41 protein-coding genes are annotated in these 25,649 nt (G+C 45.7%); 4 read left to right on the top strand and 37 right to left on the bottom strand.

Annotated features, from left to right (window positions below):
- The first annotated feature begins 22 nt into the window (after positions 1-22).
- Complete coding sequence (locus tag C2756_RS11180; RefSeq protein ID WP_223146553.1) at positions 23-202, top strand: lipoprotein; 180 nt, start codon at positions 23-25, stop codon at positions 200-202.
- Positions 199-1,497, top strand: coding sequence for a diaminopimelate decarboxylase (gene lysA, locus C2756_RS00490; protein ID WP_251372074.1), 1,299 nt, complete (start codon positions 199-201; stop codon positions 1,495-1,497). The genes C2756_RS11180 and lysA overlap by 4 nt, the downstream gene beginning before the upstream one ends.
- 93 nt (positions 1,498-1,590) lie before the next feature.
- On the opposite strand, the gene C2756_RS00485 is transcribed toward lysA, so the two are convergent.
- Positions 1,591-2,316, bottom strand: coding sequence for a cytochrome c (locus C2756_RS00485; RefSeq protein ID WP_215319475.1), 726 nt, complete (start codon positions 2,314-2,316; stop codon positions 1,591-1,593).
- A 115-nt stretch (positions 2,317-2,431) separates the two neighbouring features.
- Here C2756_RS00485 and yihA point away from each other — a divergent pair, with 115 nt between their 5' ends.
- Both yihA and hemB read left to right on the top strand, forming a co-directional pair.
- Positions 2,432-3,097: a ribosome biogenesis GTP-binding protein YihA/YsxC gene (gene yihA, locus C2756_RS00480; protein ID WP_215319474.1), complete on the top strand. Its 666-nt coding sequence runs from the start codon at positions 2,432-2,434 to the stop codon at positions 3,095-3,097.
- Positions 3,081-4,100 (top strand): porphobilinogen synthase, encoded by a 1,020-nt coding sequence (gene hemB / locus C2756_RS00475; RefSeq protein ID WP_215320698.1) that lies wholly within the window; start codon positions 3,081-3,083, stop codon positions 4,098-4,100. The genes yihA and hemB overlap by 17 nt, the downstream gene beginning before the upstream one ends.
- On the opposite strand, the gene C2756_RS00470 is transcribed toward hemB, so the two are convergent.
- The 36 genes from C2756_RS00470 to rpsL form a co-directional block, all read right to left on the bottom strand.
- Complete coding sequence (locus C2756_RS00470) at positions 4,089-4,583, bottom strand: MOSC domain-containing protein (RefSeq protein WP_215319473.1); 495 nt, start codon at positions 4,581-4,583, stop codon at positions 4,089-4,091. The two genes, hemB and C2756_RS00470, sit on opposite strands and share 12 nt — an antisense overlap.
- Positions 4,584-4,588: 5 nt before the next feature.
- The gene (dsbD, locus tag C2756_RS00465) at positions 4,589-6,256 is read right to left on the bottom strand and encodes a protein-disulfide reductase DsbD (RefSeq protein ID WP_256437779.1); all 1,668 of its coding nucleotides are present in this window, start codon (positions 6,254-6,256) and stop codon (positions 4,589-4,591) included.
- Positions 6,257-6,258: 2 nt separating this feature from the next.
- The gene (gene cutA / locus C2756_RS00460) at positions 6,259-6,621 is read right to left on the bottom strand and encodes a divalent-cation tolerance protein CutA (protein WP_215319471.1); all 363 of its coding nucleotides are present in this window, start codon (positions 6,619-6,621) and stop codon (positions 6,259-6,261) included.
- A gap of 68 nt (positions 6,622-6,689) precedes the next feature.
- Positions 6,690-7,085, bottom strand: a complete 396-nt coding sequence (gene rplQ / locus C2756_RS00455; protein WP_087908811.1) for a 50S ribosomal protein L17 — start codon at positions 7,083-7,085, stop codon at positions 6,690-6,692.
- 16 nt (positions 7,086-7,101) lie between these two features.
- Positions 7,102-8,082, bottom strand: a complete 981-nt coding sequence (gene rpoA / locus C2756_RS00450) for a DNA-directed RNA polymerase subunit alpha (RefSeq protein ID WP_215319470.1) — start codon at positions 8,080-8,082, stop codon at positions 7,102-7,104.
- 23 nt (positions 8,083-8,105) lie between these two features.
- Complete coding sequence (rpsD, locus tag C2756_RS00445) at positions 8,106-8,729, bottom strand: 30S ribosomal protein S4 (protein ID WP_173954863.1); 624 nt, start codon at positions 8,727-8,729, stop codon at positions 8,106-8,108.
- Positions 8,730-8,844: 115 nt separating this feature from the next.
- On the bottom strand, positions 8,845-9,252 hold the full coding sequence (gene rpsK, locus C2756_RS00440) for a 30S ribosomal protein S11 (protein WP_088525623.1): 408 nt from the start codon (positions 9,250-9,252) through the stop codon (positions 8,845-8,847).
- Between the two features lie 18 nt (positions 9,253-9,270).
- A complete protein-coding gene (gene rpsM / locus C2756_RS00435; protein ID WP_215296111.1) occupies positions 9,271-9,636 on the bottom strand; it encodes a 30S ribosomal protein S13 in 366 nt (121 codons plus the stop codon).
- 24 nt (positions 9,637-9,660) lie between these two features.
- The gene (rpmJ, locus tag C2756_RS00430; RefSeq protein ID WP_012357167.1) at positions 9,661-9,777 is read right to left on the bottom strand and encodes a 50S ribosomal protein L36; all 117 of its coding nucleotides are present in this window, start codon (positions 9,775-9,777) and stop codon (positions 9,661-9,663) included.
- A gap of 34 nt (positions 9,778-9,811) precedes the next feature.
- Positions 9,812-10,030 (bottom strand): translation initiation factor IF-1, encoded by a 219-nt coding sequence (gene infA, locus C2756_RS00425; RefSeq protein ID WP_015420252.1) that lies wholly within the window; start codon positions 10,028-10,030, stop codon positions 9,812-9,814.
- Between the two features lie 4 nt (positions 10,031-10,034).
- Positions 10,035-11,372, bottom strand: a complete 1,338-nt coding sequence (gene secY / locus C2756_RS00420) for a preprotein translocase subunit SecY (RefSeq protein WP_215296110.1) — start codon at positions 11,370-11,372, stop codon at positions 10,035-10,037.
- Positions 11,373-11,390: 18 nt separating this feature from the next.
- Positions 11,391-11,831, bottom strand: a complete 441-nt coding sequence (gene rplO, locus C2756_RS00415; RefSeq protein WP_215319469.1) for a 50S ribosomal protein L15 — start codon at positions 11,829-11,831, stop codon at positions 11,391-11,393.
- A gap of 27 nt (positions 11,832-11,858) precedes the next feature.
- Positions 11,859-12,047 carry a 50S ribosomal protein L30 gene (gene rpmD / locus C2756_RS00410; protein ID WP_215296108.1) on the bottom strand — a complete coding sequence of 63 codons (189 nt, stop codon included), beginning with the start codon at positions 12,045-12,047 and terminating at the stop codon, positions 11,859-11,861.
- 24 nt (positions 12,048-12,071) lie between these two features.
- The gene (gene rpsE, locus C2756_RS00405; RefSeq protein ID WP_068947703.1) at positions 12,072-12,590 is read right to left on the bottom strand and encodes a 30S ribosomal protein S5; all 519 of its coding nucleotides are present in this window, start codon (positions 12,588-12,590) and stop codon (positions 12,072-12,074) included.
- A gap of 19 nt (positions 12,591-12,609) precedes the next feature.
- Positions 12,610-12,963, bottom strand: a complete 354-nt coding sequence (gene rplR / locus C2756_RS00400) for a 50S ribosomal protein L18 (protein WP_215296107.1) — start codon at positions 12,961-12,963, stop codon at positions 12,610-12,612.
- Positions 12,964-12,976: 13 nt separating this feature from the next.
- Positions 12,977-13,510, bottom strand: a complete 534-nt coding sequence (rplF, locus tag C2756_RS00395; RefSeq protein ID WP_215319468.1) for a 50S ribosomal protein L6 — start codon at positions 13,508-13,510, stop codon at positions 12,977-12,979.
- 10 nt (positions 13,511-13,520) lie between these two features.
- Positions 13,521-13,916, bottom strand: coding sequence for a 30S ribosomal protein S8 (gene rpsH, locus C2756_RS00390; RefSeq protein ID WP_215296105.1), 396 nt, complete (start codon positions 13,914-13,916; stop codon positions 13,521-13,523).
- A 24-nt stretch (positions 13,917-13,940) separates the two neighbouring features.
- Positions 13,941-14,246 carry a 30S ribosomal protein S14 gene (rpsN, locus tag C2756_RS00385; RefSeq protein ID WP_011901913.1) on the bottom strand — a complete coding sequence of 102 codons (306 nt, stop codon included), beginning with the start codon at positions 14,244-14,246 and terminating at the stop codon, positions 13,941-13,943.
- Positions 14,247-14,255: 9 nt separating this feature from the next.
- Positions 14,256-14,798: a 50S ribosomal protein L5 gene (gene rplE / locus C2756_RS00380; RefSeq protein ID WP_215296104.1), complete on the bottom strand. Its 543-nt coding sequence runs from the start codon at positions 14,796-14,798 to the stop codon at positions 14,256-14,258.
- A 16-nt stretch (positions 14,799-14,814) separates the two neighbouring features.
- On the bottom strand, positions 14,815-15,123 hold the full coding sequence (gene rplX, locus C2756_RS00375; protein ID WP_215296103.1) for a 50S ribosomal protein L24: 309 nt from the start codon (positions 15,121-15,123) through the stop codon (positions 14,815-14,817).
- 9 nt (positions 15,124-15,132) lie between these two features.
- Complete coding sequence (gene rplN / locus C2756_RS00370; RefSeq protein ID WP_087908804.1) at positions 15,133-15,501, bottom strand: 50S ribosomal protein L14; 369 nt, start codon at positions 15,499-15,501, stop codon at positions 15,133-15,135.
- Positions 15,502-15,685: 184 nt separating this feature from the next.
- A complete protein-coding gene (gene rpsQ, locus C2756_RS00365) occupies positions 15,686-15,955 on the bottom strand; it encodes a 30S ribosomal protein S17 (RefSeq protein WP_215296102.1) in 270 nt (89 codons plus the stop codon).
- Between the two features lie 12 nt (positions 15,956-15,967).
- A complete protein-coding gene (gene rpmC, locus C2756_RS00360) occupies positions 15,968-16,162 on the bottom strand; it encodes a 50S ribosomal protein L29 (protein WP_215296101.1) in 195 nt (64 codons plus the stop codon).
- 14 nt (positions 16,163-16,176) lie between these two features.
- Positions 16,177-16,590: a 50S ribosomal protein L16 gene (rplP, locus tag C2756_RS00355; protein WP_071464443.1), complete on the bottom strand. Its 414-nt coding sequence runs from the start codon at positions 16,588-16,590 to the stop codon at positions 16,177-16,179.
- Positions 16,591-16,592: 2 nt separating this feature from the next.
- Positions 16,593-17,420, bottom strand: a complete 828-nt coding sequence (gene rpsC, locus C2756_RS00350; RefSeq protein ID WP_215296100.1) for a 30S ribosomal protein S3 — start codon at positions 17,418-17,420, stop codon at positions 16,593-16,595.
- Positions 17,421-17,428: 8 nt separating this feature from the next.
- Positions 17,429-17,761 (bottom strand): 50S ribosomal protein L22, encoded by a 333-nt coding sequence (gene rplV / locus C2756_RS00345; RefSeq protein ID WP_197712017.1) that lies wholly within the window; start codon positions 17,759-17,761, stop codon positions 17,429-17,431.
- 7 nt (positions 17,762-17,768) lie between these two features.
- Positions 17,769-18,047, bottom strand: coding sequence for a 30S ribosomal protein S19 (rpsS, locus tag C2756_RS00340; protein ID WP_087908800.1), 279 nt, complete (start codon positions 18,045-18,047; stop codon positions 17,769-17,771).
- Between the two features lie 19 nt (positions 18,048-18,066).
- Entirely contained in the window at positions 18,067-18,897 is an 831-nt protein-coding gene (gene rplB, locus C2756_RS00335) for a 50S ribosomal protein L2 (protein WP_215319467.1), read from the bottom strand.
- Positions 18,898-18,899: 2 nt separating this feature from the next.
- Positions 18,900-19,214: a 50S ribosomal protein L23 gene (gene rplW / locus C2756_RS00330; RefSeq protein WP_068947693.1), complete on the bottom strand. Its 315-nt coding sequence runs from the start codon at positions 19,212-19,214 to the stop codon at positions 18,900-18,902.
- The gene (gene rplD, locus C2756_RS00325; protein ID WP_087908798.1) at positions 19,211-19,831 is read right to left on the bottom strand and encodes a 50S ribosomal protein L4; all 621 of its coding nucleotides are present in this window, start codon (positions 19,829-19,831) and stop codon (positions 19,211-19,213) included. Before rplD ends, rplW begins: the two co-directional genes overlap by 4 nt.
- A gap of 11 nt (positions 19,832-19,842) precedes the next feature.
- Positions 19,843-20,499 carry a 50S ribosomal protein L3 gene (gene rplC, locus C2756_RS00320; RefSeq protein WP_215320696.1) on the bottom strand — a complete coding sequence of 219 codons (657 nt, stop codon included), beginning with the start codon at positions 20,497-20,499 and terminating at the stop codon, positions 19,843-19,845.
- A 196-nt stretch (positions 20,500-20,695) separates the two neighbouring features.
- Entirely contained in the window at positions 20,696-21,007 is a 312-nt protein-coding gene (gene rpsJ, locus C2756_RS00315) for a 30S ribosomal protein S10 (protein ID WP_011901899.1), read from the bottom strand.
- A 117-nt stretch (positions 21,008-21,124) separates the two neighbouring features.
- Positions 21,125-22,315, bottom strand: coding sequence for an elongation factor Tu (gene tuf, locus C2756_RS00310; RefSeq protein WP_215296093.1), 1,191 nt, complete (start codon positions 22,313-22,315; stop codon positions 21,125-21,127).
- 51 nt (positions 22,316-22,366) lie between these two features.
- Positions 22,367-24,469: an elongation factor G gene (gene fusA / locus C2756_RS00305; protein WP_215296099.1), complete on the bottom strand. Its 2,103-nt coding sequence runs from the start codon at positions 24,467-24,469 to the stop codon at positions 22,367-22,369.
- A gap of 27 nt (positions 24,470-24,496) precedes the next feature.
- On the bottom strand, positions 24,497-24,967 hold the full coding sequence (rpsG, locus tag C2756_RS00300; protein WP_068320103.1) for a 30S ribosomal protein S7: 471 nt from the start codon (positions 24,965-24,967) through the stop codon (positions 24,497-24,499).
- A 162-nt stretch (positions 24,968-25,129) separates the two neighbouring features.
- Entirely contained in the window at positions 25,130-25,510 is a 381-nt protein-coding gene (gene rpsL, locus C2756_RS00295) for a 30S ribosomal protein S12 (RefSeq protein ID WP_068947691.1), read from the bottom strand.
- Positions 25,511-25,649 lie beyond the last annotated feature (139 nt).

Raw genomic sequence — 25,649 nt, 5'->3', positions numbered from 1 at the left:
ATCATTCGTTTTAGAGACATTCATGATAGCGATTCTTAACAGAGCCCTTGGTATTAGCCTCCTAATATCCCTTGTGGGATGTGGGGTTAGAGGTCCCCTGTTCATACCAAATGTGCCGCCTGCTCCTACAGCCCCTTCTGAGCCTGAGCCTAAGGGCAAACTATACCCGCCACCCGCCACTTCATCATCGGTCCAGCAATGACAAGCAAAGTAATTCCTCTTCCTAAATTATCTGGATTTACTGAACGTAGTGGTAATTGGTATGCCGAAGACATTGCGCTGGCAGATTTAGCAAAAGAATTTGGTACCCCACTTTACGTTTACAGTAAAAAAGCACTGACTGAGGCATACCAAGCGTACGACAAAGCTTGCATGGATAACAAAGGTAATCGTCGCGCACGCGTTCACTACGCCATGAAGGCCAACAGTAATTTAGCCGTCATTGATTGCTTTAAACAACTTGGTGCCGGTTTTGATTTGGTTAGTGGAGGCGAATTAGCTCGTGCATTAGCGATTGGCGCAGACCCTAAGAGCTTGGTATTTGCTGGCGTTGGTAAATCCGCTTCTGAAATTGCAACTGCACTCAAAGCTGGTGTCAAATGCATCAATGTAGAATCGATTGCTGAACTTCACAAAATTAATCACGTTGCAACCGAACTTAAGTTACGTGCCCCGATTTCCTTACGCGTCAATCCTGATGTCGATGCGCAAACACATCCCTATATCTCTACCGGTTTAAAAGGAAATAAGTTTGGCATCGCGTATCACGAAGTATTAAAAACTTATCGTGAAGCGGCACAGCTCTCTCAAATTGATGTCGTTGGAATTGATTGTCATATTGGCTCTCAAATCACCACGACTGCGCCTTACCTAGATGCGCTTGATAAAGTATTGGATCTGGTAGCGCAACTGAAAAAAGAAGGCATCGTTATTCATCATCTTGATCTCGGTGGTGGCCTCGGAATTTCCTATAGTGATGAAACGCCTCCTGATATCACCGACTTCACTAATACCTTATTAAATCGAGTAGCAGAACGCGGGTTTGGGCATTTAGATGTTGTCCTTGAGCCTGGCAGATCCCTAGTAGGCAATGCTGGCGTGCTTTTGACTACCGTTGAATACCTCAAGCCCGGTGCTGAGAAAAACTTTTGCATCGTTGACGCAGCCATGACTGAACTCATGCGCCCTGCCCTGTATGAGGCTCACCATGGCATCGTTCCAGTACAAGCTAAAGAAGCCAAGGGACTCACTTATGACATCGTGGGTCCCGTATGCGAATCAGGTGATTGGCTTGGAAGAGATCGCCACCTTGCCGTTGAAGAGGGTGATCTTCTGGCTATTCTTTCTGCTGGTGCTTATGGATTTGTGATGGCCTCGAACTACAATACGCGCCCCAAACCAGCAGAGATTATGGTTGATGGAAAGAATGCTTATGTAATTCGTGCTCGTGAAAAAACGATGGACTTGTTTGCAAGCGAAAGTGTTTTACCAAAATAATTCACGAGAAAAATTACTACTGCTTTAAAAGTGTTGGACAAATAAAAACCCCGCTACATGAGCGGGGTTTTTATTTAAAGCTTGGAAAATAACTTAGTGCAAACCAGCCATGTAGTCAGCAACCGCTTTCATTTCTTGATCAGACAACTTAGTAGCAATCGTTGTCATCTGGCTGCTATTTTTACGAACACCTTCGCGGAAAGCGAGCAACTGTGCATTGGTGTATTCAGCCCACTGGCCACCCAAGAGCGGATACTGCGCAGGAATACCAGCACCCGTTGGGCTGTGGCATGCTGCACAAGCAGGAACACCTTTTGCTGCAATACCGCCACGATAAATACTTTGACCTAACTCAATCGTGTCTTTGTTCTGTGCAACACCTTGTGAAATCGATTGCTTAGCTAAATAGGCAGCAATATTTTGCATATCTTGTTCGGTCAAAGTGGCAGCCATACCCATCATGATTGGGTTAGCACGACTACCTTCTTTAAAATTCTTCAACTGCTTGGCTGTATAGGCAGCATGCTGAGCAGAGAGTTTTGGCCATGCACCGACTGCGCTTTGGCCTTTAGGGCCATGGCAAGTGATACAGGCAGTAACGCCACGCGTTGCATCGCCGTTTGAATATAAAGCCTCACCAACAGCTGGATCAGTTTTTGGCTTGCCTGGAACCGCAGCCTTAGCTTCAGTAGCTGGAGCCATAGGTGCAGCATCAGCTGCAATTGCCACGCCAGAAGCGCCAACTAGGGCGAAAATGGAAAGGGCTACAAAACCAGCACGCAAGCTAGTGAATTTGGAGATTTGGGAGGTTTGACGCATTATGTTTACCTTGGCAAAAATTCCTAAAAGTGTTTGGGCCCTACATTTACAACCTTTTTACCCAACACCATGAGATATTTCATTATTTGGCGTGATTTTACAATAGCTTCAGGACATGTCTAAACTCTTTCAAGCCCGATTCGCCACCACAGTCAATGACACCCATTGCCTGCCTGCCACACCCCTGCGTGAGGTAGCCTTTGCTGGTCGCTCAAATGCGGGTAAATCGAGCGCAATTAACGTCCTTTGTAATCAAAAAAGGCTTGCTTTTGCCAGTAAGACCCCTGGTCGGACCCAACACATCAACTATTTTGGTCTTTTCTCAAAAGACGACCTTTTAGCCTACTTAGTAGACTTACCAGGCTATGGCTATGCCGCCGTGAATCATGAGACCAAATACCACTGGAACGCCCTTCTCAGTGACTATTTACAAGAGCGCGAGCAATTAGTTGGTATGGTCCTGATTGTCGATGCACGGCGCAGCATTACCGATCTTGATGAGCAAATGATTCAATGGTTTGTTCCAACAGGCAAACCGATTCATATCTTGCTCAGTAAGTGCGACAAACTCAATAAAAGCGAATGTAAACATGCTCTGGAAGCCGTCCGCAAACAACTCCAACAATACGACCCTGCGCTTCCAGAGGGCACTGGTGACTCCAAGCAACTTACGGCACAATTGTTCTCAAGCACCAAGCGTATTGGTCTTGAAGAGGCAGATAATTTAATTATTAAATGGCTATTTGAAGCAGAAACCCATGAAGATGAAATCACAAGCTAGCTCTTTACTTAACTTTCCAGAACATCGCCCTCGTCGTATGCGTCGCGATGATTGGTCACGTCGACTCATGCAAGAAAATAGCGTGTCTGCGAACGACTTGATCTATCCAGCTTTCTTACTAGAAGGCCAAGGCAAATCTGAGGCTGTTGCTTCCATGCCCGGCATCAATCGTGTTTCATTAGATTTGTTATTGCCTGTTGCGCAAGAGTGTGTTGATCTGGGTATTCCAGTGCTAGCACTTTTTCCAGTAATAGATGCTTCGTTAAAAACACCTGATGGTAAAGAAGCATTCAATCCAAATGGCCTCATCCCTAATGCAGTTCGTGAACTCAAAAAACGTTTCCCGAATTTAGGCATCATGACGGACGTTGCGCTTGATCCGTATACAAGCCATGGTCAAGATGGCGTTCTCGATGAGCAAGGCCGTATTCTGAATGATGAGACTGCAGCGATCTTAGTAAAGCAGGCAGTTGCACAAGTAGAAGCTGGTGTCGATATCGTTGCACCATCAGACATGATGGATGGTCGTATTGGAAAAATTCGGGAAGCACTTGAGCAAAAGAATTTAATTCATACGCGCATCATGGCGTACTCAGCCAAATATGCATCCGCCTTTTATGGCCCATTTAGAGATGCAGTAGGTTCCGCCAAGAATCTTGGTAAGGCTGATAAGAAAACCTATCAAATGGATTGCGCCAATGGTGACGAGGCTTTGCGGGAGGTTGCACTAGATATTAGCGAAGGTGCAGATATGGTCATGGTCAAGCCTGGGATGCCTTATTTAGATATCGTGCGTCGCGTGAGAGAAGAGTTTGATTACCCCACTTATGCCTATCAAGTGAGCGGTGAATACGCGATGCTCAAAGCTGCTGCACAAAATGGTTGGCTAGATCACGATGCTGTCATGATGGAATCTTTACTTGCATTTAAACGTGCTGGTGCCGATGGTGTGCTGACTTACTTTGCGCTGGAAGCAGCAAGACTCATGAAATCAGGTAGGTGAAGCTTCTTTGAATTGATCGCCAATTCTGATTTGGCCAGAGTCTAAAATTTGGGCTCTAATACCACCCCTGTTTTTAAATGCAGAAATAAAATCAGACTTCTTGCTTAAGCTCGCCGGGCGCTCACAGGGGATACATAATTCTGTAGCTTTTAGTCGAATTGAGCCCAGAAAAAATTCTCTTCCGACTAACTGATTGAGATCTTCTGCGCTCACACTCTCAATCACGATATTTCTTCTTGTTTCACTCGGAAGATAGGTCTTTAATCCGCCCGCCGCCAACTCTTCGTTAGCAGCCTCAATTCCTGAAAGCGCAATCAGAGAAACATCCCTGATTTTTGCTGGAACAGAGCCAGAGAATGCGCCGATACCAAGTGCGTATCTATCGCCCTCAATTCCCTCGCTAGGACTAAGTCTCGCGGTATCCCTTTTAATCATGGGCTCACCGGCCTGAGAGGCAATATAAAACGAGTGTATTTTGATCATCGTGATTAGTTCCGCAGCAACTTTTGCAAACGCTCAATGAAACGCTGAGGCGGCATATAGCCAATCACACGTTGCTCTTTTAGTTCTTCTGAGTTTGGGTTAAAGATCAAAATCCCCGGGGGACCAAATAATCCAAAACGTTTTAGTAGCGCCTGATTTTCTGGGCTGTTAGCAGTAACATCGGCTTGCAATAACACCAACTGCTTCAATTCTTTACTGACCTCTGGATTTGTAAAGGTGTTCACTTCCATTTCTTTGCAACTAATACACCAGTCTGCATAGAAATCTAACAAGACCCATTTTTTTTCTTGCTGCGCTTTCGCAAGCTGTGCATCTAATTCTGCTGGTGAATGAACCACCACAAAAGATAGCTCTCCTACCTGATGGATGCGTTGGCCATTGATTGTTTTTACAGCTCCAATAGGTTCATTTTTCTGAATTAAAGGAGAGGCAATCCACGCTGCGGTAGCTACCAACAAGACACCCAAGGTACGCTGTAACCAGACCATCCAGATACCAGTCGAGGGAATCAAAATACGCGCCTCAATTGCAATAAAGAGGAGTGGCAAGCCCATGCCTAAGGCCATCACAAATAGCAATCCTGCGCCTAGACTCATAGAACCTGTCTGGGCGATAAACGCTAAAACACCTGCTAATGGCGCTGTAATACATGGGCTGGCAACCAAAGTAGAAATGCCACCTAAGATAAAGGCACCTAAAACGCTACCTCCCTTTTGGCGCCCAGCTAAACGATCAATATGGTGATGCCATGACTGAGGCAATCGTAGATCATAGAGGCCGAACAGACTACCCGACAAAGCTAGTAGCAAGATTGCGAAGGCAGCTAGTGCAAGTGGACTTTGTAATGCCCTTTGTACACTACCGCCAAGGGCTGCCATGAGGACCCCAGCCAAGGAATACACCAAGGCCATACCCAAGACATATGCAAGTGCAAGTAGGCTCGCACGGCCCTTAGAGATCGCCTTACCGCCCTGCGTTCCGAAGATGACACTAGAGAGAATTGGCAGCATTGGCAAAACACAGGGCGTAAAAGCTAAAGCGAGCCCTAAAACAAAGAAAGCAAGAAATAAATAGCCAGTTGATGTGCCCTCTAAAAAACGGGTAATCGCATTAACGTCGTCTCGTTCGCGCCATAAATCAGTCAAGCTCAAATCAGCTTGGGTGTTAACAGCAGCCTGGGCCCCATCAAGCACTTCAGGTATTGGCGCTGCTCTAACACCAGGGCCTGCTAATAGAAATTTTAGGGTCATCGGTGGATAGCAAATACCAGCCTCTGCACAACCTTGCAGACTTAGCGCAATATGAATAGGCCTACCAAGGGCTGGATTGACATCTAATAGAACGATAAAAGGCTGCTTATACACTTGCAGTTTTTTCTGAAAAGTTTCATCAAACTTTTCTATACCCTTTGGCAATGCAGGCCTTGTTGTATATAGCTTTCCGAGCTCAGTTCCCACTTGAAATTGGAGTGATTCTTGATAGAGGTAATAGCCCTTAGCAGGCATAAACTCAATCTCAACTTGCTTGGAGTTTTCCAACCAAGTAGCCTCGACCCGAAATGCTTTTTCTGGTGGCAAAAAATCAGTTGCAGCAAAAACTGGTGTCATTAACAGCGAAAGTGCTGTGATAACTATTCTCAGAAAGGATTGCATTCTCATATCTTCGAATTTACCTCAGCTTCTACCCACTCACCGTATTGCTGTGCATATTGTGCTGGTGAAAAAGCCAGAATTTCGGGAAGGTCATAAGGATGTTGAGCTCGAATAAAGCTTGAGATCTCTGACCATTTACTACTGATAGTTTTCGCTGATAGAAGAATTTCTTGTTCTTCACAAACCTTCCCTTCCCAGCGGTAAATAGAATGGACGCCATCAATCAGTTGCACGCACGCAGCAATCTTTTGCTCCACTAAAGCGCGAGCTAAGATTTTGGCAATCTCCATATTAGGCAGGCTTGTGACCACCACCAGAAGCTGATTGGGATTAACAGGGGCGGTAACTGAGGGGTTTTGAGGCATACCTTATTTATAAACCTATCAATGAAAAAAGCCAGACCGAAGCCTGGCTTTTTGCGCATCTAAGAGACTTAAGCCTCTTCAGCTACAACTGCTGTTTCTTCAACTTCTGGACGGTCAACCAACTCAACCAATGCCATAGGCGCATTGTCGCCATGACGGAAGCCAAACTTCAAAATACGAAGATAGCCACCTGGACGTGTTGCGTAACGTGGGCCGAGCTCTGTGAAGAGTTTAGCCACGATATCGCGATCACGAGTGCGATTAAATGCCAAGCGACGGTTTGCTAAGTTGTCTTTTTTACCCAAGGTAATCAAAGGCTCAACAACCATGCGCAATTCTTTTGCTTTTGGCAAAGTGGTTTTAATCACTTCATGCTCCAAAAGAGAATTGGACATATTGCGCAACATCGCCAGACGATGTGAAGATGTTCTATTTAGTTTGCGTAAGCCGTTTCCGTGACGCATGATGCTTCCTTTCTAATTATTTCTCGAGGTTAGCTGGAGGCCAGCTTTCGAGTTTCATGCCAAGACTTAAGCCACGAGCAGCCAATACATCTTTGATTTCATTCAAAGACTTACGACCCAAATTAGGCGTCTTCAACAATTCATTCTCTGTACGTTGAATCAAGTCACCGATGTAGTAAATGTTCTCAGCCTTCAAGCAGTTTGCAGAGCGAACTGTGAGTTCGAGATCATCAACTGGACGCATCAACATTGGATCAACCATTGAAGAGCGACTTGGTGCAAGATCACCAGACACTTCACTGCTCTCAAGAGCTGCGAATACAACTAACTGATCCACCAAGATGCTAGCCGCTTGACGAATTGCTTCTTCAGGAGACAATACACCGTTTGTTTCGATAGTCATTACGAGACGATCGAGGTCGGTACGTTGCTCAACACGAGCAGATTCAACAGCATAGCTAACGCGGCTTACTGGACTAAATGAGGCATCCAATACGATACGGCCAATGATCTTAGTAGTCTCGTCGTTGTATTGACGCACGTTACCAGGAACATAACCACGACCTTTTTCAACCTTAATCTGCATATCTAACTTGCCACCAGCAGACAAGTGAGCGATCACGTGATCAGGATTGATAATTTCTACATCATGTGGCAAATCGATATCTTTTGCAGTAACAACGCCTGGACCTTCTTTACGCAAATTGATAGTGACTTCGTCACGGGATTGCAACTTAAATACGATTCCCTTGAGGTTGAGCAAGAGGTTTACAACGTCTTCTTGCACGCCATCCAATGTGGAATATTCATGAACTACACCTGCAATAGCTACTTCAGTTGGTGCATAACCAACCATCGAGGACAAGAGTACGCGACGTAATGCATTTCCGAGTGTGTGGCCATAGCCACGCTCGAACGGCTCCATAACAACCTTAGCTTGGTTGGCGGAAAGCGCTTCAACAGAAATAATTTTTGGCTTGAGCAAATTTGTTTGCATATTTTTTCCTTGATAGTGCCTAATTAGCGTGAATACAATTCGACGATCAAACTTTCATTAATTTCACCGCTAATATCTTCGCGGTCGGGCACTTGCTTAAATGTTCCTTCCAGCTTAGCCGCATCAACTGAAACCCAGGTAACTGCAGACATTTGCTGAACCAAATTGAGTGATTCTGTAATACGCGCTTGCTTCTTCGCTTTTTCACGAATAGCAACCACGTCACCAGGCTTAACTTGGATGGATGGAATATTCACTGCGCTGCCATTGAGCATGATGGCGCCATGAGAAACTAACTGACGTGCTTCAGCACGTGTTGAACCAAAGCCCATGCGATACACCACGTTGTCGAGACGTGACTCTAGCAATTGGAGCAATGTTTCGCCAGTATTGCCCTTACGACGCTCAGCTTCTGCGAAGTAACGACGAAATTGACGCTCTAATACGCCATAGATACGCTTAACCTTTTGCTTTTCACGCAACTGATTACCGTAGTCTGATGTTCTTGAGCCAGATGTACGACCATGTTGACCAGGCTTAGTATCTAACTTGCACTTGTCTGACAGGGCGCGACGTGCGCTCTTTAAAAATAAGTCGGTACCTTCCCGACGTGCTAATTTGGCCTTAGGCCCTAAGTAACGTGCCACGATGCTTTCCTTTCTTTGCCGCAGTCTTGCGACCGGCGGTGAGTTCACCCTTTAAATCAGATGAACGGTGGGCTTTAATAAAAAACTACTAAACTTGTACTGCCAACTTCCTAGCTTAGATACGACGACGCTTAGGAGGACGGCAACCGTTGTGAGGAACTGGAGTGACGTCTTGAATCTCAGTGATCTTGATCCCCAATGAGTTCAATGCACGAACTGCTGATTCACGACCTGGGCCTGGGCCTTTGATCTGAACTTCCAAGTTCTTGATACCGCATTCAACGGCAGCTTTACCAGCAACTTCAGCCGCTACTTGAGCAGCAAAAGGTGTTGACTTACGTGAGCCTTTGAAGCCTTGGCCGCCAGAAGTTGCCCATGAAAGCGCATTTCCTTGACGATCAGTGATCGTAATAATGGTGTTATTAAAAGAAGCATGAACGTGTGCAATACCGTCAGCAACGTTCTTTTTAACCTTCTTACGAGTGCGCTGTGAAGCGGCGGAAGCGGATTGTTGTTTTGCCATGTCAATAAACTTTCTTGATTATTTCTTCAGTGCGATGCCGGACTTACGAGGGCCCTTACGGGTACGCGCATTGGTCTTAGTACGTTGTCCACGAACAGGCAAGCCCTTACGATGACGCACGCCACGGTAGCAACCTAAGTCCATCAAACGCTTGATGCTCATAGTTACTTCACGACGAAGGTCACCTTCGGTGATGAACTTACCTACTTCATCACGCAACTTTTCCAAGTCAGCGTCAGTAAGATCTTTAACTTTTTTATCGATTGCAACACCTGTGGTTTGGCAAATTTTGTGAGCACGAGTTGTGCCAATGCCAAAAATTGCTGTTAAACCGATAACAGTATGTTGATGATTTGGGATGTTTACCCCAGCGATACGTGCCATGAGATTTCCTCTTAATTAACCAGATCAGCCTTGACGCTGCTTATGACGTGCGTCTGAAGAACAGATCACGCGCACAACGCGTTTGCGCTTAATGATCTTGCAATTTCTGCAAATACACTTAACGGATGCTAAAACTTTCATAACTCACCTCTTAAAAATAGGTACTACTTAATCTTTACTTCGCTCGGAAAATGATTCTGGCGCGCGTCAGGTCGTAAGGAGTCATCTCCACCGTTACCTTATCTCCCGGCAAAATACGAATGTAGTGCATCCGCATCTTTCCAGAAATGTGCCCTAGAACCACATGTCCGTTTTCTAGCTTCACGCGAAACATCGCGTTCGGCAAATTCTCAATAATCTCTCCCGCCATCTGAATAACATCGTCTTTAGACATTCAGTTAAGCGCCCATCTTAAAGTTGGCTTTTTTCATCAAAGAGCCGTACTGCTGTTGCATCACGTATGACTGAACTTGAGCCATGAAATCCATTGCAACAACCACAATAATCAACAATGAAGTACCGCCAAAATAGAACGGCACGTTGTACTTCAACACTAAAAATTCTGGTAATAAACAAACCAAAACCATGTAAATTGCACCAGCCAAAGTTAAGCGCACCAGGATCTTATCGATATATCGTGCTGTTTGATCGCCTGGACGAATACCCGGAACAAATGCACCGCTCTTCTTCAAGTTATCTGCTGTCTCACGACTGTTAAATACTAATGCGGTGTAGAAGAAACAGAAGAAGATGATCGCAGCAGCATACAAAATTGTGTACACAGGCTGGCCAGGAGCTAATGTTGCTGCCAAGTCTTTAATGATTCTGCTAAACATATTGGTTGGCTCACCTGAAGTAAACCAGCCAGCAATCGTTGCAGGGAACAAAATAATTGAAGACGCAAAAATTGGAGGAATAACGCCTGCCATGTTTAACTTCAATGGGAAGTAAGAAGATTGGCCACCGTAAACCTTATTGCCAACCTGGCGCTTAGCGTAGTTCACTAAGATACGACGCTGACCGCGCTCTACGAATACCACAAAATAAGTCACTGCTACGCAAATGACAACGATGAGTAATGCAGAAATAATATTCATCGAGCCAGTACGAACTAGCTCTAATAAGCTAGCTAAAGCGTTTGGCAAACCAGAGACGATGCCGCCAAAAATAATGATGGAAATACCGTTACCCAAACCACGCTCAGTAATTTGTTCGCCAAGCCACATCAAGAACATCGTGCCAGTTACTAGAGTCACTACAGTATTGATTTCAAACATCAAACCTGGATTAACTACCAGTCCTGGCTGAGCTTGCAAAGCAACAGAGATTCCTAATGCCTGGAAGGTTGCTAAAAGCACAGTGCCATAACGGGTGTACTGAGTAATCTTGCGCTGACCAGCTTGGCCTTCTTTTTTCAAAGACTCTAATGATGGCACAACAATAGTCATTAACTGCATGATGATCGATGCAGAAATATAAGGCATGATTCCCAGGGCAAATACAGTAAAGCGAGATAACGCACCGCCTGAGAACAAGTTAAACATTCCCAAGATACCGTCTTTTTGGCCAGCAAATAACTGTGCGAGTTGGTCTGGATCAATACCTGGAACTGGAATATGAGCACCCAAACGGAACACGAGCAAAGCCAACACCAAGAAAATCAAGCGTTGACGTAATTCGCCAAACTTGCCTCCTGCTGTTGCAGTGCCTGGGTTATTGGTAGGTGCTAATGCCATTTTGAGTAAAAAGACCTATTACGCTGCTTCAACCAATTTGCCGCCAGCCGCTTCAATAGCTGCTTTTGCGCCAGCAGTTGCTGTAATGCCCTTAAGGGTTACAGCAATCTTGATTTCACCAGTCTTAATTACCTTCACTGCATTAATTTGTTCGCCAGCAAAGCCATGAGCCTTCAGTGTCAACAAGTCCACTTCTGGCAAGTTGATTTTTGCTAAGTCGCTCAAAGTAATTTGGCCAACATGACGACGTGTCAAAGACACGAAACCGCGTTTTGGCAAACGACGATACATAGGCATCTGGCCACCTTCGAATCCAACCTTGTGGAATCCGCCGGAACGAGATTTTTGACCTTTGTGACCACGGCCAGCAGTTTTACCAAGACCAGAACCAATGCCGCGACCTACGCGACGACGGTTTTTCTTGGAGCCCTCTGCGGGCTTGAGTGTATTGAGTTCCATATTCTTCGCCTATTTACTTGCTAGTTATCAGCCAACGACTTTAACTAGATAAGAAACTTTATTAATCATGCCGCGAACAGCTGGCGTATCTTCCAATTCAGAAACTGAATTAATACGACCAAGACCTAAGCCACGCACAGTTGCACGGTGGCTTTCACGAGTACCGATCAAGCTGCGCACTAATTGCAGTTTGACTTTGGAGTTTGATTTTGTCATTTGTAGAGTCCTAATCTTTTGGTCTTAGCCGAGAATCTCTTCAACTGACTTACCGCGCTTAGCAGCAATCTCAGCAGGAGTACTCATCTTGCTCAAACCATCAATCGTTGCGCGAACCAAGTTATACGGGTTTGTAGAGCCCAGGGACTTAGCAACCACGTTGGTTACACCCATTACGTCGAAAATTGCGCGCATTGGGCCGCCAGCAATAATTCCAGTACCGTCTTTAGCAGGAGAAATCAAAACGCGTGAGGCGCCATGTTGACCAGTAACGGTATGCTGCAAAGTACCTTTACGTAAGGAAACTTTGATCATCTTGCGACGAGCTTCATCCATTGCTTTTTGAACAGCCACTGGAACTTCTTTTGATTTGCCTTTACCCATGCCGATGCGGCCATCGCCATCGCCAACTACAGTGAGTGCGGCGAAGCCAAGAATACGACCACCCTTAACCACTTTAGTTACACGATTAACAGCGATCATCTTCTCGCGAAGACCATCATCACGCTCTTCGTTTTGCATCTTAGTTTGCATTTTTGCCATGTTTTTTTCCTAAACCCTATTAGAACTTCAGGCCGGCTTCACGCGCAGCTTCAGCTAAGGCCTTAATACGGCCGTGGTAACGATGACCAGAACGATCAAAAGCAACATCAACAATGCCTGCCTTAACAGCACGCTCAGCAACTAACTTGCCGATTTGTTTCGCTGCATCAGCGTTGCCGCCGTTTTTGATCGCTTGGCGCAATTCTTTTTCCATTGTTGAAGCAGCTGCCACAACTTTGGTTCCGCATGGGCTATATACCTGAGCAGAAATATGAGTATTGCTACGGATGACTGTTAAGCGATTTGCCATTGCTTCGGCAATGCGAATACGAGTCTGCCGAGCACGTCTTTGTCTGGATTCGTCTTTATTCATTTTCTAATCTCGCTTACTTCTTCTTAGTTTCTTTCAGATGCACAACCTCATCCACGTAGCGAACACCTTTGCCTTTGTATGGCTCTGGTGAACGGTATGCGCGAACTTCCGCTGCGACCTGGCCAACTTGCTGCTTGTTGGAGCCTTTAATAATGATTTCAGTTTGCGATGGAGTCTCAGCTTTTACGCCCTTTGGCAGGTTGTAAATAATGTCGTGTGAGAAACCAAGTTGCAACTTCAATGTTTCGCCTTGGGCTTGGGCACGATAACCAACACCTACCAAGCTGAGCTTGCGCTCAAAGCCAGCAGTAACGCCAACAACCATGTTATTGACCAAAGCACGTGCCGTACCTGACTGTGCACCAGCTTCTGGTGAGTCGTTGTTGACAACTACTGTCAATACGCCATCTGCTTGTTTCAAACCAACAGCAGGATGCAAGTTGTGTGTCAATGTGCCCAAAGGACCATTAACAGTAATGTTTGCACCGTTGATGCTGATTTCAGCGCCCTTAGGAACTGTAATTGGTGATTTACCTACGCGGGACATATTTCGCTCCTTAAGCTACGTAGCAAATAACTTCGCCGCCCACGCCTGTTGCACGTGCTTTACGGTCTGTCATTACGCCTTGAGGGGTTGAAATAATTGCAATGCCCAAGCCATTCATTACTTCTGGAATGTCATGACGTCCCTTATAGATACGTAGACTTGGTGTAGATACACGGTCAATACGCTCGATGACAGGACGGCCTGCATAGTATTTGAGATCAATGTGGAGCACAGGCTTAGCTGCTTCACCTTTGATTTCGAAACTTTCGATATAGCCTTCATCTTGCAAAACTTTTGCAATAGCTACTTTAACTTTTGACGACGGCATTGCGACCAAAGGCTTCTGCACTGCTTGCGCATTGCGGATCCGGGTCAACATGTCGGCGATTGGATCGCTGATACTCATGAGTTCTCCTAATTCTTTCGCCGCTTACCAGCTGGCCTTGGTTAAACCGGGGATTTCGCCACGGAAGGCGATTTCACGAATCTTGCTACGAGCCAAACCGAACTTACGGAATGTGCCACGTGGGCGACCGGTTAATGAACAACGATTTCTTTGACGAATCGGGCTTGCATTACGTGGAAGTGCCTGTAGCTTCAAGCGAGCTTCATAGCGCTCTTCATCGCTGCGCGATTGATCAGCAATGATCGCTTTGAGTTCAGCACGCTTAACAGCGTACTTCTCTACAGTTTTTGCGCGCTTATTCTCGCGCTCAATCAGGGATAGTTTTGCCACATTAGCCTCTTAATTGCGGAAAGGGAATTTGAATGCTGCCAACAAAGCTTTTGCTTCTTCGTCGGTTTTAGCAGTCGTCGTAATACTGATATTGAGACCACGCAGGGCATCAATCTTGTCGTATTCGATTTCAGGGAAGATGATTTGTTCTTTAACGCCGATGTTGTAGTTACCACGACCGTCAAATGCTTTGCCGGAAATGCCGCGGAAGTCACGTACGCGTGGTAATGCAACAGTCACGAAACGATCCAAGAATTCGTACATGCGTTGACCACGCAATGTCACCATGGCACCAATTGGGTAGCCTTGACGAATTTTGAAACCAGCAATCGCTTTTTTAGCTTTAGTCACCACTGGCTTTTGGCCTGCAACTTTAGTTAAATCGCCAACTGCATTTTCGATAATTTTCTTGTCGTTCACTGCATCGCCCAAGCCCATATTCAGGGTCACTTTGGTGATACGTGGAACTTCCATTACAGACTTGTAACCAAACTTGGTAATCAAATCAGCAACAACTTTTTGTTGATAGTGTTCTTGAAAACGTGTGCTCATAATTTCTCCGTGCCCCTTATGCGCTTAATGTCGCGCCAGTGGTTTTGAGGAAACGCTGTTTTTTACCGTCAACGAGTTTGATACCAACACGTGATGGTTTGCCGTTACCGTCAACCAAAGCCACATTAGAAATGTGAACAGGCATAGTCTTGTCAATCATGCCGCCGGTTACACCAGCAGCTGGGTTTGGCTTAACGCTCTTTTTATAAATATTCACGCCTTCGATGACTAACTTCTCATCGAGAATGGCTGTAACAGTTCCTTGCTTGCCTTTATCACGGCCAGTCAACAGAACTACGGAATCACCTTTACGAATCTTTTTCATATCAGCCTCTTAAATCACTTCGGGGGCGAGAGAAACGATCTTCATGAACTTTTCAGTACGCAATTCGCGTGTAACTGGTCCAAAGATACGTGTGCCAATTGGCTCTAACTTAGCGTTGAGCAATACCGCAGCGTTTGCATCGAACTTAATCAATGAACCGTCTGGACGGCGAACACCCTTAGCTGTTCTCACTACAACAGCGTTATAAATATCACCTTTTTTTACACGGCCACGTGGAGCGGCTGACTTAACAGTCACCTTAATGACATCACCAATACTGGCGTAACGACGCTTAGAGCCGCCCAATACCTTGATGCACAAAACTTCACTGGCGCCAGTGTTATCGGCGACCTGCAATCTACTTTCGGTTTGTATCATTTCTAATCCCCAACTTATTGGCCAAAGGCAAACAGTCTTGGTTCCGTCTATGGGCTTTAACGAAAATTAAAACCCGGAATTAATGAAAAACACTGCTTCTCCAATAAAACCAGAGAAGCCTTCTATTCTACTACGTAAAACAGGGATTTGGTAAGAAACTTCGCCAAAATCCCTTAAAAATACCTTAAATACCCTTTGAAGCCTCAACCAAACGGGTTACAACCCAAGATTTGGTGCGTGAAATTGGCTTAGATTCAGCAATTTCAACCGTATCACCCATCTTGTAGGTGCTAGTTTCGTCATGAGCGTGGTACTTTTTGGACTGGCCAACATACTTACCAATCACGGGATGCTTTACTTGACGCTCAACCAACACGGTCACAGTTTTTTGCATTTTGTCGCTAACAACGCGGCCCACGAGGGTGCGGCGTAAGGGTTTAGATAATTCAGTCATATCCCTTTTTCCTTATTTCTGCGCAGTCTTTTGGGCAATAAAAGTCTTCACACGAGCAATGTCGCGCTTCGTTTTACCCAATTGGCTGGTATTGGTGAGTTGCTGAGTGCCTTTTTGCATACGGAGCTTAAAGTTAGTCTTTAAGAGCTCTGTCAATTCTGCGTTCAAGCCAGTCAGATCTTTGGTTGCTAATTCTTTATTTTTCATAATCTCTATCCCGATCAACCTAAGTGGCGAATCACGAAAGTCGTCTGCAAAGGCAACTTAGCGGCAGCAAGCTTGAAAGCTTCGCGCGCCAAAGTCTCATCCACACCATCCATTTCGTAAAGCACTTTGCCTGGTTGAATTTCAGCTACGTAGTACTCTGGATTACCTTTACCGTTACCCATACGTACTTCAGCAGGTTTTTGTGAAATTGGCTTATCTGGGAAAATACGAATCCAGATACGACCACCACGTTTAATGTGGCGGGTCATTGCGCGACGTGCTGACTCGATTTGACGAGCAGTCAGACGGCCACGGCCAACGGCCTTCAAGCCAAAGTCACCAAAGGCTACAGAACTACCGCGTGTTGCCACGCCAGTGTTACGGCCTTTTTGTTCCTTACGATACTTACGACGCTTTGGTTGTAGCATGCTTACTCTCCTGACTTCTGCGTATCTGCGGCAGGTGCTTCAACCTTACGCACACGCTTTACTGCTGGTTTAGCAGCAACTAATGGCTTGTCAGCACCTGCAGCTGGTTTACGAGCAGCTGTTTTGCTTGGAGCACGACGAGTTTTCTTTTCTTCGGCAGCTGGTTCAGCAGATGGAGCAGCCACTTGAGCTTCTGCACCGCGACCCAATGTATCGCCTTTGTATACCCAAACTTTTACACCGATGATGCCGTAGGTTGTTTCAGCTTCTGATGTTGCGTAATCAATATCAGCCTTCAATGTATGAAGTGGAACACGACCTTCACGGTACCATTCGCGACGAGCAATTTCTGCACCGTTCAAACGACCAGACGACATGATCTTGATGCCTTGTGCGCCAAGACGCATTGCGCTTTGCATTGCACGCTTCATAGCGCGACGGAACATTATGCGCTTTTCTAACTGCTGAGTAATAGAGTCAGCAATCAATTGTGCATCTACTTCAGGCTTACGAATTTCTTCAATGTTCACGTGAACTGGAACACCCATACGTTTTTGTAATTCACGACGGAGAACTTCAATATCTTCGCCTTTTTTACCAATCACAACACCTGGACGTGAGCTATAGATAGTGATGCGGGCGTTCTTAGCAGGACGCTCGATTACCACTTTACTAACGGATGCATTCTTCAACTTCTTCTTCAAATAGCTGCGGACATCTACGTCCTCTTTCAGCATCTTTGCGAAGTCAGTGTTATTTGCATACCAACGTGATGTCCAATTCTTCGTTACCGCGAGTCGGAATCCGGTGGGATTAATCTTTTGGCCCATATCTTTCCTTAGTTACTCAAGGTCACGCTAATGTGACAAGTTTGTTTTTCGATTTGATTGCCACGACCCTTAGCACGTGCAGTGAAGCGCTTCAAGGAAGTTCCTTTATCAACGATTACCGCCGATACCTTGAGCTCATCAATGTCGGCACCTTTATTGTGTTCAGCATTTGCAATCGCTGATTCAACTACTTTCTTCACAATGAAGGCAGCTTTTTTGGGGCTGAAATTCAAAATGTTCAATGCGCGTGCAATTGGCAAACCACGAATTTGGTCTGCGACCAAACGTGTCTTTTGCGCAGAAATGCGGGCGCCCTTGTGAATAGCTTTAACTTCCATCATCATCCCCTTACTTCTTCACAACTTTCTTGTCAGCAGCGTGACCTTTGAAAGTACGGGTCAAGGCAAATTCGCCTAACTTATGACCCACCATGTTTTCTGATACATAAACCGGAACGTGTTGACGACCGTTATGAACAGCAATTGTCAGACCGATAAAGTCTGGAAGAATTGTTGAACGGCGAGACCAAGTTTTGATCGGCTTTTTGTCTTTGTTGGCTTGTGCAACTTCAACTTTTTTTACTAAGCTGGCGTCGCAGAATGGGCCTTTTTTAGCTGAACGTGTCATATCTATTTATCCTTATCGCTTAACGTTTTTGACGACGTTGAACGATCATCGAAGTTGTGCGCTTATTGCGACGTGTGCGATAACCTTTGGTTGGAGTGCCCCATGGAGATACAGGTACACGGCCTTCGCCAGTTCTACCTTCACCACCACCGTGTGGGTGATCTACTGGGTTCATTGCCACACCGCGAACGGTTGGGCGAATACCACGCCAGCGATTTGCACCTGCTTTACCAATTTGACGCAAGCTGTGCTCTTCGTTACCAACTTCACCAATAGTGGCACGGCACTCAATCAGAACACGGCGAACTTCACCGGAGCGCAAACGCACTTGAGCGTATACGCCTTCACGAGCCAGCAATACTGCTGAACCACCAGCAGAGCGCGCTACTTGAGCACCTTTGCCTGGGAGGATTTCAACACAGTGAATAGTGCTACCAACTGGAATGTTGCGAATTGGCAAATTATTACCAGATTTGATTGGTGCCTCAGAGCCATTCATGATTGCTTGACCAACAGTCATGCCTTTAACGGCAGGAATATAGCGACGCTCGCCATCAGCAAACACGATCAATGCAATATTTGCACTGCGGTTTGGATCGTATTCCAAGCGTTCTACTTTTGCTGGAATACCGTCTTTGTCATTGCGTTTGAAATCAACAACACGATAGTGATGCTTATGACCACCACCTTTATGACGGGTAGTGATATGACCATTATTGTTACGACCCGCTTTTTGGAATTGTGGCTCTACCAACGCTGCAAAAGGCTTACCTTTGTGCAGGTCAGGATTGACCACCTTGACCATTGAACGACGACCTGGTGAGGTCGGTTTTGTCTTCATCAAAGGCATGATTAATTCGCCTCCGCTTCAAAGTTAATTTCTTGACCTGGCTTCAAATTCACATAGGCCTTCTTAGTGTGGTCACGACGACCTTCAAAACGGCCATAGCGCTTAGGCTTACCTTTTTGATTTACGATTTGAACTGAGTCAACTTGCACTTTGAAAAGCAATTCAACTGCTTGTTTTACATCGCTCTTGTTTGCATCGCGAGCTACTTGGAAAACTACTTGTTCGTTTTTCTCTGCAACCATAGTGGCTTTCTCAGAGATGACAGGACCAAGCAGAACCTTCATCAGGTTGTGATCGTTTTTACGGACTTGGCTCATTTCAGCAACTCCTCAATTTTTGCGATCGCTGCTTTGCTGACCAATACTTTTTTGTATTGAACCAAAGCTAATGGATCAGCGTGCTGTGGCTCAACCACGGCAACTTTATGCAAGTTACGTGATGCCAAGTACAAATTCTCGCTAACCTGATCAACAATGATCAAGACTGAATCCAAGCCCATTGCCTTAACTTTGTCAGCCAAAACTTTAGTCTTTGGAGCATCAAGATTAAATTGATCAACGACATTCAAACGACCTTCGCGAGCTAACTGAGACAAGATAGATCTCATACCAGCGCGGTACATTTTCTTATTTACTTTTTGGCTGAAATTCTCTTCTGGAGAATTCGGGAATATACGACCACCTCCACGCCACAGCGGGGAAGAGCTCATACCAGCACGTGCACGACCAGTACCTTTTTGACGCCAAGGTTTCTTGGTGGTGTGCTTAACTTGCTCACGGTCTTTTTGTGCACGGTTACCACTACGTGCATTTGCTTGATAAGCCACTACAACTTGGTGTACCAATGCTTCGTTATATTCGCGTTCGAATACTTCTGGTGAAGCTTGTACGCCTGCACCTAAAGTACCGTTGTCTTGGAGAAGCTTAAGTTCCATATTCGCCCTCCTTATTTCTTCTTCAACGGTGTCTTCACCGCTGGAGTAACAATCACTTTACCGCCTGGGGCACCTGGAATAGCGCCTTTAACCATGATGAGATTACGTTCTGCATCAATGCGTGCGATAACTAAATTTTGTACGGTACGGGTAACATCACCAAGGTGGCCAGTCATGCGCTTACCTGGGAAAACACGACCTGGATCTTGCGCCATACCGATTGAACCTGGTACGTTATGTGAACGTGAGTTACCGTGGGATGCGCGACCAGAAGCAAAGTGATAACGCTTGATGGTACCGGCATAACCTTTACCGATCGATACGCCTTGCACGTCCACTTTTTGACCAGCCGTAAATGCAGCGTCAGCAGGAATTACTTGTCCTGGTGTCATTTCTGCAATTTTTGCTGCGTCTAATTGGAATTCATTGAGACCATTACCAGCCATCACCCCTGCTTTAGCGAAGTGACCAGCCATTGCTTTGGTAACGCGAGTAGCTCTACGTGTGCCATGTGCCAACTGGATAGCATCATAGCCATCAGTTGCCTGGGTCTTGATTTGAGCGATTCTGTTGTCGCTCACGTCGATTACGGTCACAGGAATTGAATCCCCTTCGTCCGTAAATAGACGGGTCATGCCGACCTTGCGGCCGATTAAGCCTAAGCTCATATTCATGCTCCACGCCGACTACGATTGGTCGGCAAAATTAATTTAAGTGATTTACAAGTAAAAGTACTTCTAAATCAATAACTTACAACATTTTTAATGCTGATACAACCTAAAATTCACCCAAATAATTGAGCGAAGCCTTAGATTCTATCCTGAAATGCCGATCTTGACAAGCAAAAAGACCGGAAACTACAAATTACTGCAACTTAATTTCGACGTCCACACCTGCTGGAAGGTCTAATTTCATCAAAGCATCTACCGTTTTCTCTGTAGGATCAACGATATCCATTAAACGGAGATGGGTACGGATCTCTAATTGATCACGAGATGTCTTGTTAACGTGTGGTGAACGCAAGATATCAAAACGCTCAATACGAGTTGGCAAAGGAACTGGACCCTTAACAACTGCACCAGTACGCTTAGCTGTGTCAACTATTTCAGCTGCAGACTGGTCGATCAAACGGTAATCAAATGCTTTAAGGCGAATACGAATTTTTTGGTTTTGCATATTAATTCCAAAGAGCGGTGTGGTGCTGCCACGTTATACATCTAAAGAGCACGGTGACATCAGCAGCACTGATGTCACCGGTTAGCAAACCGCTAAATATTATTTACTGCTACTTCCTTAAGCCAAAATCTTTGCAACCACACCAGCGCCAACAGTACGGCCACCTTCACGGATCGCAAAACGTAAACCTTCTTCCATCGCGATAGGGGCGATGAGTTTGACGGTAATCGTGACGTTATCACCAGGCATGACCATTTCTTTGTCTTTTGGCAACTCAATAGAACCAGTTACGTCCGTTGTGCGGAAGTAAAACTGAGGACGATAGTTATTAAAGAATGGTGTATGACGGCCACCTTCATCTTTACCCAAGATGTAAACCTCGGCTGTAAAGTGAGTATGTGGGGTGATTGAACCTGGCTTAGCCAATACTTGGCCGCGCTCAACTTCTTCACGTTTTGTACCGCGTAACAAGATACCCACGTTATCGCCTGCTTGACCTTGGTCGAGCAATTTGCGGAACATTTCAACACCAGTACAAGTAGTTTTGAGAGTTGGTTTGATACCAACGATTTCAATCTCTTCGCCAACTTTAACGATACCGCGCTCAATACGACCAGTCACTACAGTACCGCGACCGGAGATAGAGAACACGTCTTCTACTGGCATCAAGAAGGCGCCGTCAATGGCACGCTCTGGAGTTGGGATGTAAGTATCAAGGGCTTCAGCCAATTTCATGATGGCTTCTTTACCCAATGGGCCTTCGTCGCCTTCTAAGGCTAACTTAGCTGAACCTTGGATGATCGGTGTGTCATCGCCTGGGAAGTCATATTTAGACAGAAGTTCACGCACTTCCATTTCTACGAGTTCTAACAATTCAGCATCATCAACCATGTCGCACTTGTTTAAGAACACCACGATGTAAGGAACGCCCACTTGGCGTGCCAAGAGGATGTGCTCACGCGTTTGTGGCATTGGGCCATCAGCTGCAGAGCAAACTAAAATAGCGCCGTCCATCTGAGCAGCGCCTGTAATCATGTTCTTAACGTAGTCAGCATGTCCTGGGCAGTCAACGTGAGCGTAGTGACGATTAGCTGTCTCATACTCAACGTGCGCAGTATTAATCGTAATACCACGGGCTTTTTCTTCAGGAGCAGCATCGATCTGATCGTAAGCTTTTGCTTCGCCACCAAATGCTTTTGAGAGCACGGTTGCAATTGCTGCTGTCAAGGTCGTTTTACCGTGGTCAACGTGACCGATAGTGCCTACGTTTACGTGCGGTTTTGTCCGCTCGAATTTTTCTTTTGCCATTTTTGTTCTGCCTTCTTTAGCTAGTCAATATTCAAAATGAATGTGGATAAATTACTTCGCTTTAGCAGCCATAACTGCTTCAGCAACGTTCTTCGGTGCTTCGGAATAATGCTTAAATTCCATGGTGTAGGTAGCGCGACCTTGGGTCAACGAGCGCAAGCCAGTTGAGTAACCAAACATCTCTGCCAAAGGCACTTCAGCACGAACGATCTTGCCGCCGCCTGGAATGTCATCCATACCTTGCAAAATACCGCGACGGGATGAGAGGTCACCCATTACGTTACCCATGAAATCTTCTGGTGTTTCAACTTCAACAGCCATCATTGGTTCAAGCAATACTGGAGATGCTTTACGCATTCCATCTTTGAACGCCATTGAGCCTGCCATCTTAAATGCGTTTTCGTTGGAGTCAACGTCGTGGTATGAACCAAAGAACAATGTCGCTTTGATATCTACTACTGGATAGCCAGCCAAAATGCCGGAGTTCAATGTCTCGATAATGCCTTTTTCAACTGCAGGAATGTATTCACGTGGAACTACACCACCCTTAATAGCGTCAACGAATTCAAAACCTTTGCCTGGGGCTTGTGGCTCTAACTTCAAAACCACGTGACCGTATTGACCACGACCACCAGACTGCTTAACAAATTTACCTTCGATCTCTTCGCAAACCTTACGAATGGTTTCGCGGTATGCAACTTGTGGCTTACCAACAGTTGCTTCAACGCTGAATTCACGCTTCATACGATCAACCAAAATTTCCAAGTGGAGCTCGCCCATACCGGAAATAATGGTTTGGCCTGACTCTTCATCAGTCTTCACGCGGAAAGAAGGATCTTCTTGTGCCAAGCGATTCAAAGCAAGACCCATTTTTTCTTGGTCAGCTTTTGTCTTTGGCTCAACCGCTTGTGAGATCACTGGCTCTGGGAATACCATACGCTCCAAAATCACAATGCTATCTGGATCACATAATGTTTCACCAGTTGTCGCGTCTTTTAGACCAACTGCTGCAGCAATATCGCCTGCGTACACTTCTTTAATTTCTTCACGTTGGTTTGCATGCATCTGCAACAAACGGCCAACACGCTCTTTCTTGCCCTTGATTGGGTTGTAGATCGTGTCACCAGACTTCATGACGCCTGAGTAAACGCGGAAGAAAATGAGCTGGCCAACAAATGGGTCAGTCATGATCTTAAATGCCAATGCAGAAAACTTGGCGCTATCAGAGGCTTCACGAGTTGCAGGTGTACCGTCTTCCAATTCGCAAGGAACTGGTGGCACATCTAATGGGGATGGCAACAACTCAACTACTGCGTCCAACATCGCCTGAACACCTTTGTTTTTGAAAGCAGTTCCGCACAACATTGGAACGATTTCATTGGCGATAGTGCGTTGACGTAATGCGCCTTTAATTTCTTCTTCGGTCAAGCCTTCGCCACCGAGATACTTTTCCATCAACTCTTCTGAGCTTTCAGCAGCAGCTTCGAGCATCTTCTCGCGCCACTCTTCAGCAGAAGCTTGTAATTCAGCAGGGATTTCTTCGTAGGTGAATTTGGTACCTTGTGAAGCCTCATCCCAATAGATGGCCTTCATCTTTACTAAGTCCACAACGCCTTTAAAGTTTTCTTCTGCGCCGATTGGAATCTGGATCAAGATTGGGTTTGCCTTGAGACGAGTCTTCATTTGGTCATAGACCTTGAAGAAGTTCGCACCAGTGCGGTCCATCTTGTTAACGAATGCCAAACGTGGAACTTGATACTTGTTTGCTTGACGCCAAACAGTTTCAGATTGTGGCTGTACTCCACCTACCGCACAGTAAACCATGCAGGCACCATCCAAAACGCGCATTGAGCGCTCAACTTCAATCGTGAAGTCTACGTGCCCTGGAGTATCAATAATGTTGATACGGTGCTCAGGCATTGTTCCTGCCATACCCTTCCAGAAAGTGGTGGTAGCAGCAGAAGTAATCGTGATACCACGCTCTTGCTCTTGCTCCATCCAGTCCATGGTAGCTGCGCCATCATGCACTTCACCGATTTTGTGGTTAACACCGGTGTAGAACAAAACGCGTTCTGTAGTTGTTGTCTTACCTGCGTCAATGTGCGCAGAAATACCAATATTGCGGTATTTGTCGATGGGGGTTTTACGTGCCACTGTTGGTGCCTTTTCTTAACTATTGGATTAGAAGCGGAAATGTGAGAAAGCTTTATTAGCTTCTGCCATACGGTGAACTTCTTCACGCTTCTTCATTGCGCCGCCACGACCTTCAGCAGCTTCTAATAATTCGTTGGCCAAACGTTGAGCCATGGATTTTTCACCGCGCTTTTTAGCGGCTTCGCGCAACCAACGCATTGCCAAAGCGGAACGGCGTGATGGACGAACTTCAACAGGAACTTGATAGTTAGCACCGCCAACACGACGGCTCTTTACCTCAACCATTGGCTTAACGTTACCCATGGCTGTTGAAAAAATTTCGAGTGGTTCTTTATTTGCTTTTTTCTCGATGTGATCAAAGGCACCGTAAACGATACGCTCTGCAACCGATTTCTTGCCGTCCAACATCAGGACGTTCATGAATTTAGCTACTTCTACATTGCCGAATTTTGGATCCGGCAAAATTTCCCTTTTGGGAACTTCACGACGACGTGGCATAACTACTCCTTCAGTTCAGTTAGGGGTGGCCCACCTGGATCACCCGCTCCGGTTGTCCTACTATCTAAGAAAAATTCCTAGACGGAACAACCACTTACTTGTCTTTTGAGTCTGACAAACAACGACTTACTACAAAAACTGCTACTGCTTAATTCTTAAAAATTAAGCAGCTTTCTTAGCGCGCTTAGCACCGTATTTAGAGCGGGCTTGTTTACGATCTTTAACGCCTTGTAAGTCCAAAGAACCGCGAACGATGTGGTAACGCACACCTGGTAAGTCCTTTACACGACCGCCACGAATCAACACTACTGAGTGTTCCTGGAGGTTATGGCCTTCACCGCCAATGTATGAAATCACTTCAAAACCATTGGTTAAGCGAACTTTAGCTACTTTACGGAGCGCAGAGTTAGGCTTTTTAGGAGTAGTGGTGTACACACGTGTACAAACACCACGGCGCTGCGGGCTGTTTTGCAGCGCAGGGCTCTTGCTTTTAACGGTAAGCCTTGTTCTTGGCTTGCGTAATAATTGATTAATTGTTGGCATAAAATAGCTCGGTTAGTACTTCTTTGTTGCTTTCTTCAAGAAAATCAATGACTTAGAGAATTTCTAGGTCAAAAAGACCTTCTTCTGAATCAGTAGAACTCAGCATTCTAGCTTGGCCAGCCTTTTCCGTCAACCTAAA

Source organism: Polynucleobacter sp. UB-Siik-W21, assembly GCF_018687415.1.
Classification (GTDB): Bacteria; Pseudomonadota; Gammaproteobacteria; order Burkholderiales; family Burkholderiaceae; genus Polynucleobacter.
The sequence above is the reverse complement of the archived record's forward strand: the minus strand, read 5'-3'. Positions and strand labels throughout refer to the sequence as shown.

Coding starts and splice junctions, on each gene's coding strand:
- rpmD (WP_215296108.1), bottom strand. CDS start 12,047: ATGACAAAATCAAACTCCAAAGTCAAACTGCAATTAGTGCGCAGCTTG.
- rplB (WP_215319467.1), bottom strand. CDS start 18,897: ATGCCTTTGATGAAGACAAAACCGACCTCACCAGGTCGTCGTTCAATG.
- dsbD (WP_256437779.1), bottom strand. CDS start 6,256: ATGCAATCCTTTCTGAGAATAGTTATCACAGCACTTTCGCTGTTAATG.
- cutA (WP_215319471.1), bottom strand. CDS start 6,621: ATGCCTCAAAACCCCTCAGTTACCGCCCCTGTTAATCCCAATCAGCTT.
- yihA (WP_215319474.1), top strand. CDS start 2,432: ATGTCTAAACTCTTTCAAGCCCGATTCGCCACCACAGTCAATGACACC.
- C2756_RS00485 (WP_215319475.1), bottom strand. CDS start 2,316: ATGCGTCAAACCTCCCAAATCTCCAAATTCACTAGCTTGCGTGCTGGT.
- rpsL (WP_068947691.1), bottom strand. CDS start 25,510: ATGCCAACAATTAATCAATTATTACGCAAGCCAAGAACAAGGCTTACC.
- rplP (WP_071464443.1), bottom strand. CDS start 16,590: ATGCTACAACCAAAGCGTCGTAAGTATCGTAAGGAACAAAAAGGCCGT.
- rpsS (WP_087908800.1), bottom strand. CDS start 18,047: ATGACACGTTCAGCTAAAAAAGGCCCATTCTGCGACGCCAGCTTAGTA.
- rpsG (WP_068320103.1), bottom strand. CDS start 24,967: ATGCCACGTCGTCGTGAAGTTCCCAAAAGGGAAATTTTGCCGGATCCA.
- rplO (WP_215319469.1), bottom strand. CDS start 11,831: ATGGAACTCAATACACTCAAGCCCGCAGAGGGCTCCAAGAAAAACCGT.
- rplD (WP_087908798.1), bottom strand. CDS start 19,831: ATGGAACTTAAGCTTCTCCAAGACAACGGTACTTTAGGTGCAGGCGTA.
- rplF (WP_215319468.1), bottom strand. CDS start 13,510: ATGTCCCGCGTAGGTAAATCACCAATTACAGTTCCTAAGGGCGCTGAA.
- lysA (WP_251372074.1), top strand. CDS start 199: ATGACAAGCAAAGTAATTCCTCTTCCTAAATTATCTGGATTTACTGAA.
- rpoA (WP_215319470.1), bottom strand. CDS start 8,082: ATGCAAACAAATTTGCTCAAGCCAAAAATTATTTCTGTTGAAGCGCTT.
- rplC (WP_215320696.1), bottom strand. CDS start 20,499: ATGAGCTTAGGCTTAATCGGCCGCAAGGTCGGCATGACCCGTCTATTT.
- C2756_RS11180 (WP_223146553.1), top strand. CDS start 23: ATGATAGCGATTCTTAACAGAGCCCTTGGTATTAGCCTCCTAATATCC.
- rplX (WP_215296103.1), bottom strand. CDS start 15,123: ATGAAAAAGATTCGTAAAGGTGATTCCGTAGTTCTGTTGACTGGCCGT.
- hemB (WP_215320698.1), top strand. CDS start 3,081: ATGAAATCACAAGCTAGCTCTTTACTTAACTTTCCAGAACATCGCCCT.
- rplR (WP_215296107.1), bottom strand. CDS start 12,963: ATGAATAAAGACGAATCCAGACAAAGACGTGCTCGGCAGACTCGTATT.
- rpsC (WP_215296100.1), bottom strand. CDS start 17,420: ATGGGCCAAAAGATTAATCCCACCGGATTCCGACTCGCGGTAACGAAG.
- rpsQ (WP_215296102.1), bottom strand. CDS start 15,955: ATGACTGAATTATCTAAACCCTTACGCCGCACCCTCGTGGGCCGCGTT.
- infA (WP_015420252.1), bottom strand. CDS start 10,030: ATGTCTAAAGACGATGTTATTCAGATGGCGGGAGAGATTATTGAGAAT.
- rplE (WP_215296104.1), bottom strand. CDS start 14,798: ATGAGCACACGTTTTCAAGAACACTATCAACAAAAAGTTGTTGCTGAT.
- rpsE (WP_068947703.1), bottom strand. CDS start 12,590: ATGGCAAAAATGCAAACTAAGATGCAAAACGAAGAGCGTGATGATGGT.
- C2756_RS00470 (WP_215319473.1), bottom strand. CDS start 4,583: ATGATCAAAATACACTCGTTTTATATTGCCTCTCAGGCCGGTGAGCCC.
- rplN (WP_087908804.1), bottom strand. CDS start 15,501: ATGATACAAACCGAAAGTAGATTGCAGGTCGCCGATAACACTGGCGCC.
- rpmJ (WP_012357167.1), bottom strand. CDS start 9,777: ATGAAAGTTTTAGCATCCGTTAAGTGTATTTGCAGAAATTGCAAGATC.
- rpmC (WP_215296101.1), bottom strand. CDS start 16,162: ATGAAAAATAAAGAATTAGCAACCAAAGATCTGACTGGCTTGAACGCA.
- rpsK (WP_088525623.1), bottom strand. CDS start 9,252: ATGGCAAAACAACAATCCGCTTCCGCCGCTTCACAGCGCACTCGTAAG.
- rplV (WP_197712017.1), bottom strand. CDS start 17,761: ATGATGGAAGTTAAAGCTATTCACAAGGGCGCCCGCATTTCTGCGCAA.
- rpsJ (WP_011901899.1), bottom strand. CDS start 21,007: ATGCAAAACCAAAAAATTCGTATTCGCCTTAAAGCATTTGATTACCGT.
- rpsH (WP_215296105.1), bottom strand. CDS start 13,916: ATGAGTATCAGCGATCCAATCGCCGACATGTTGACCCGGATCCGCAAT.
- secY (WP_215296110.1), bottom strand. CDS start 11,372: ATGGCATTAGCACCTACCAATAACCCAGGCACTGCAACAGCAGGAGGC.
- rplQ (WP_087908811.1), bottom strand. CDS start 7,085: ATGCGTCACGGAAACGGCTTACGCAAACTAAATAGAACATCTTCACAT.
- rplW (WP_068947693.1), bottom strand. CDS start 19,214: ATGAGCCAAGTCCGTAAAAACGATCACAACCTGATGAAGGTTCTGCTT.
- rpsM (WP_215296111.1), bottom strand. CDS start 9,636: ATGGCACGTATCGCTGGGGTAAACATCCCAAATCATCAACATACTGTT.
- tuf (WP_215296093.1), bottom strand. CDS start 22,315: ATGGCAAAAGAAAAATTCGAGCGGACAAAACCGCACGTAAACGTAGGC.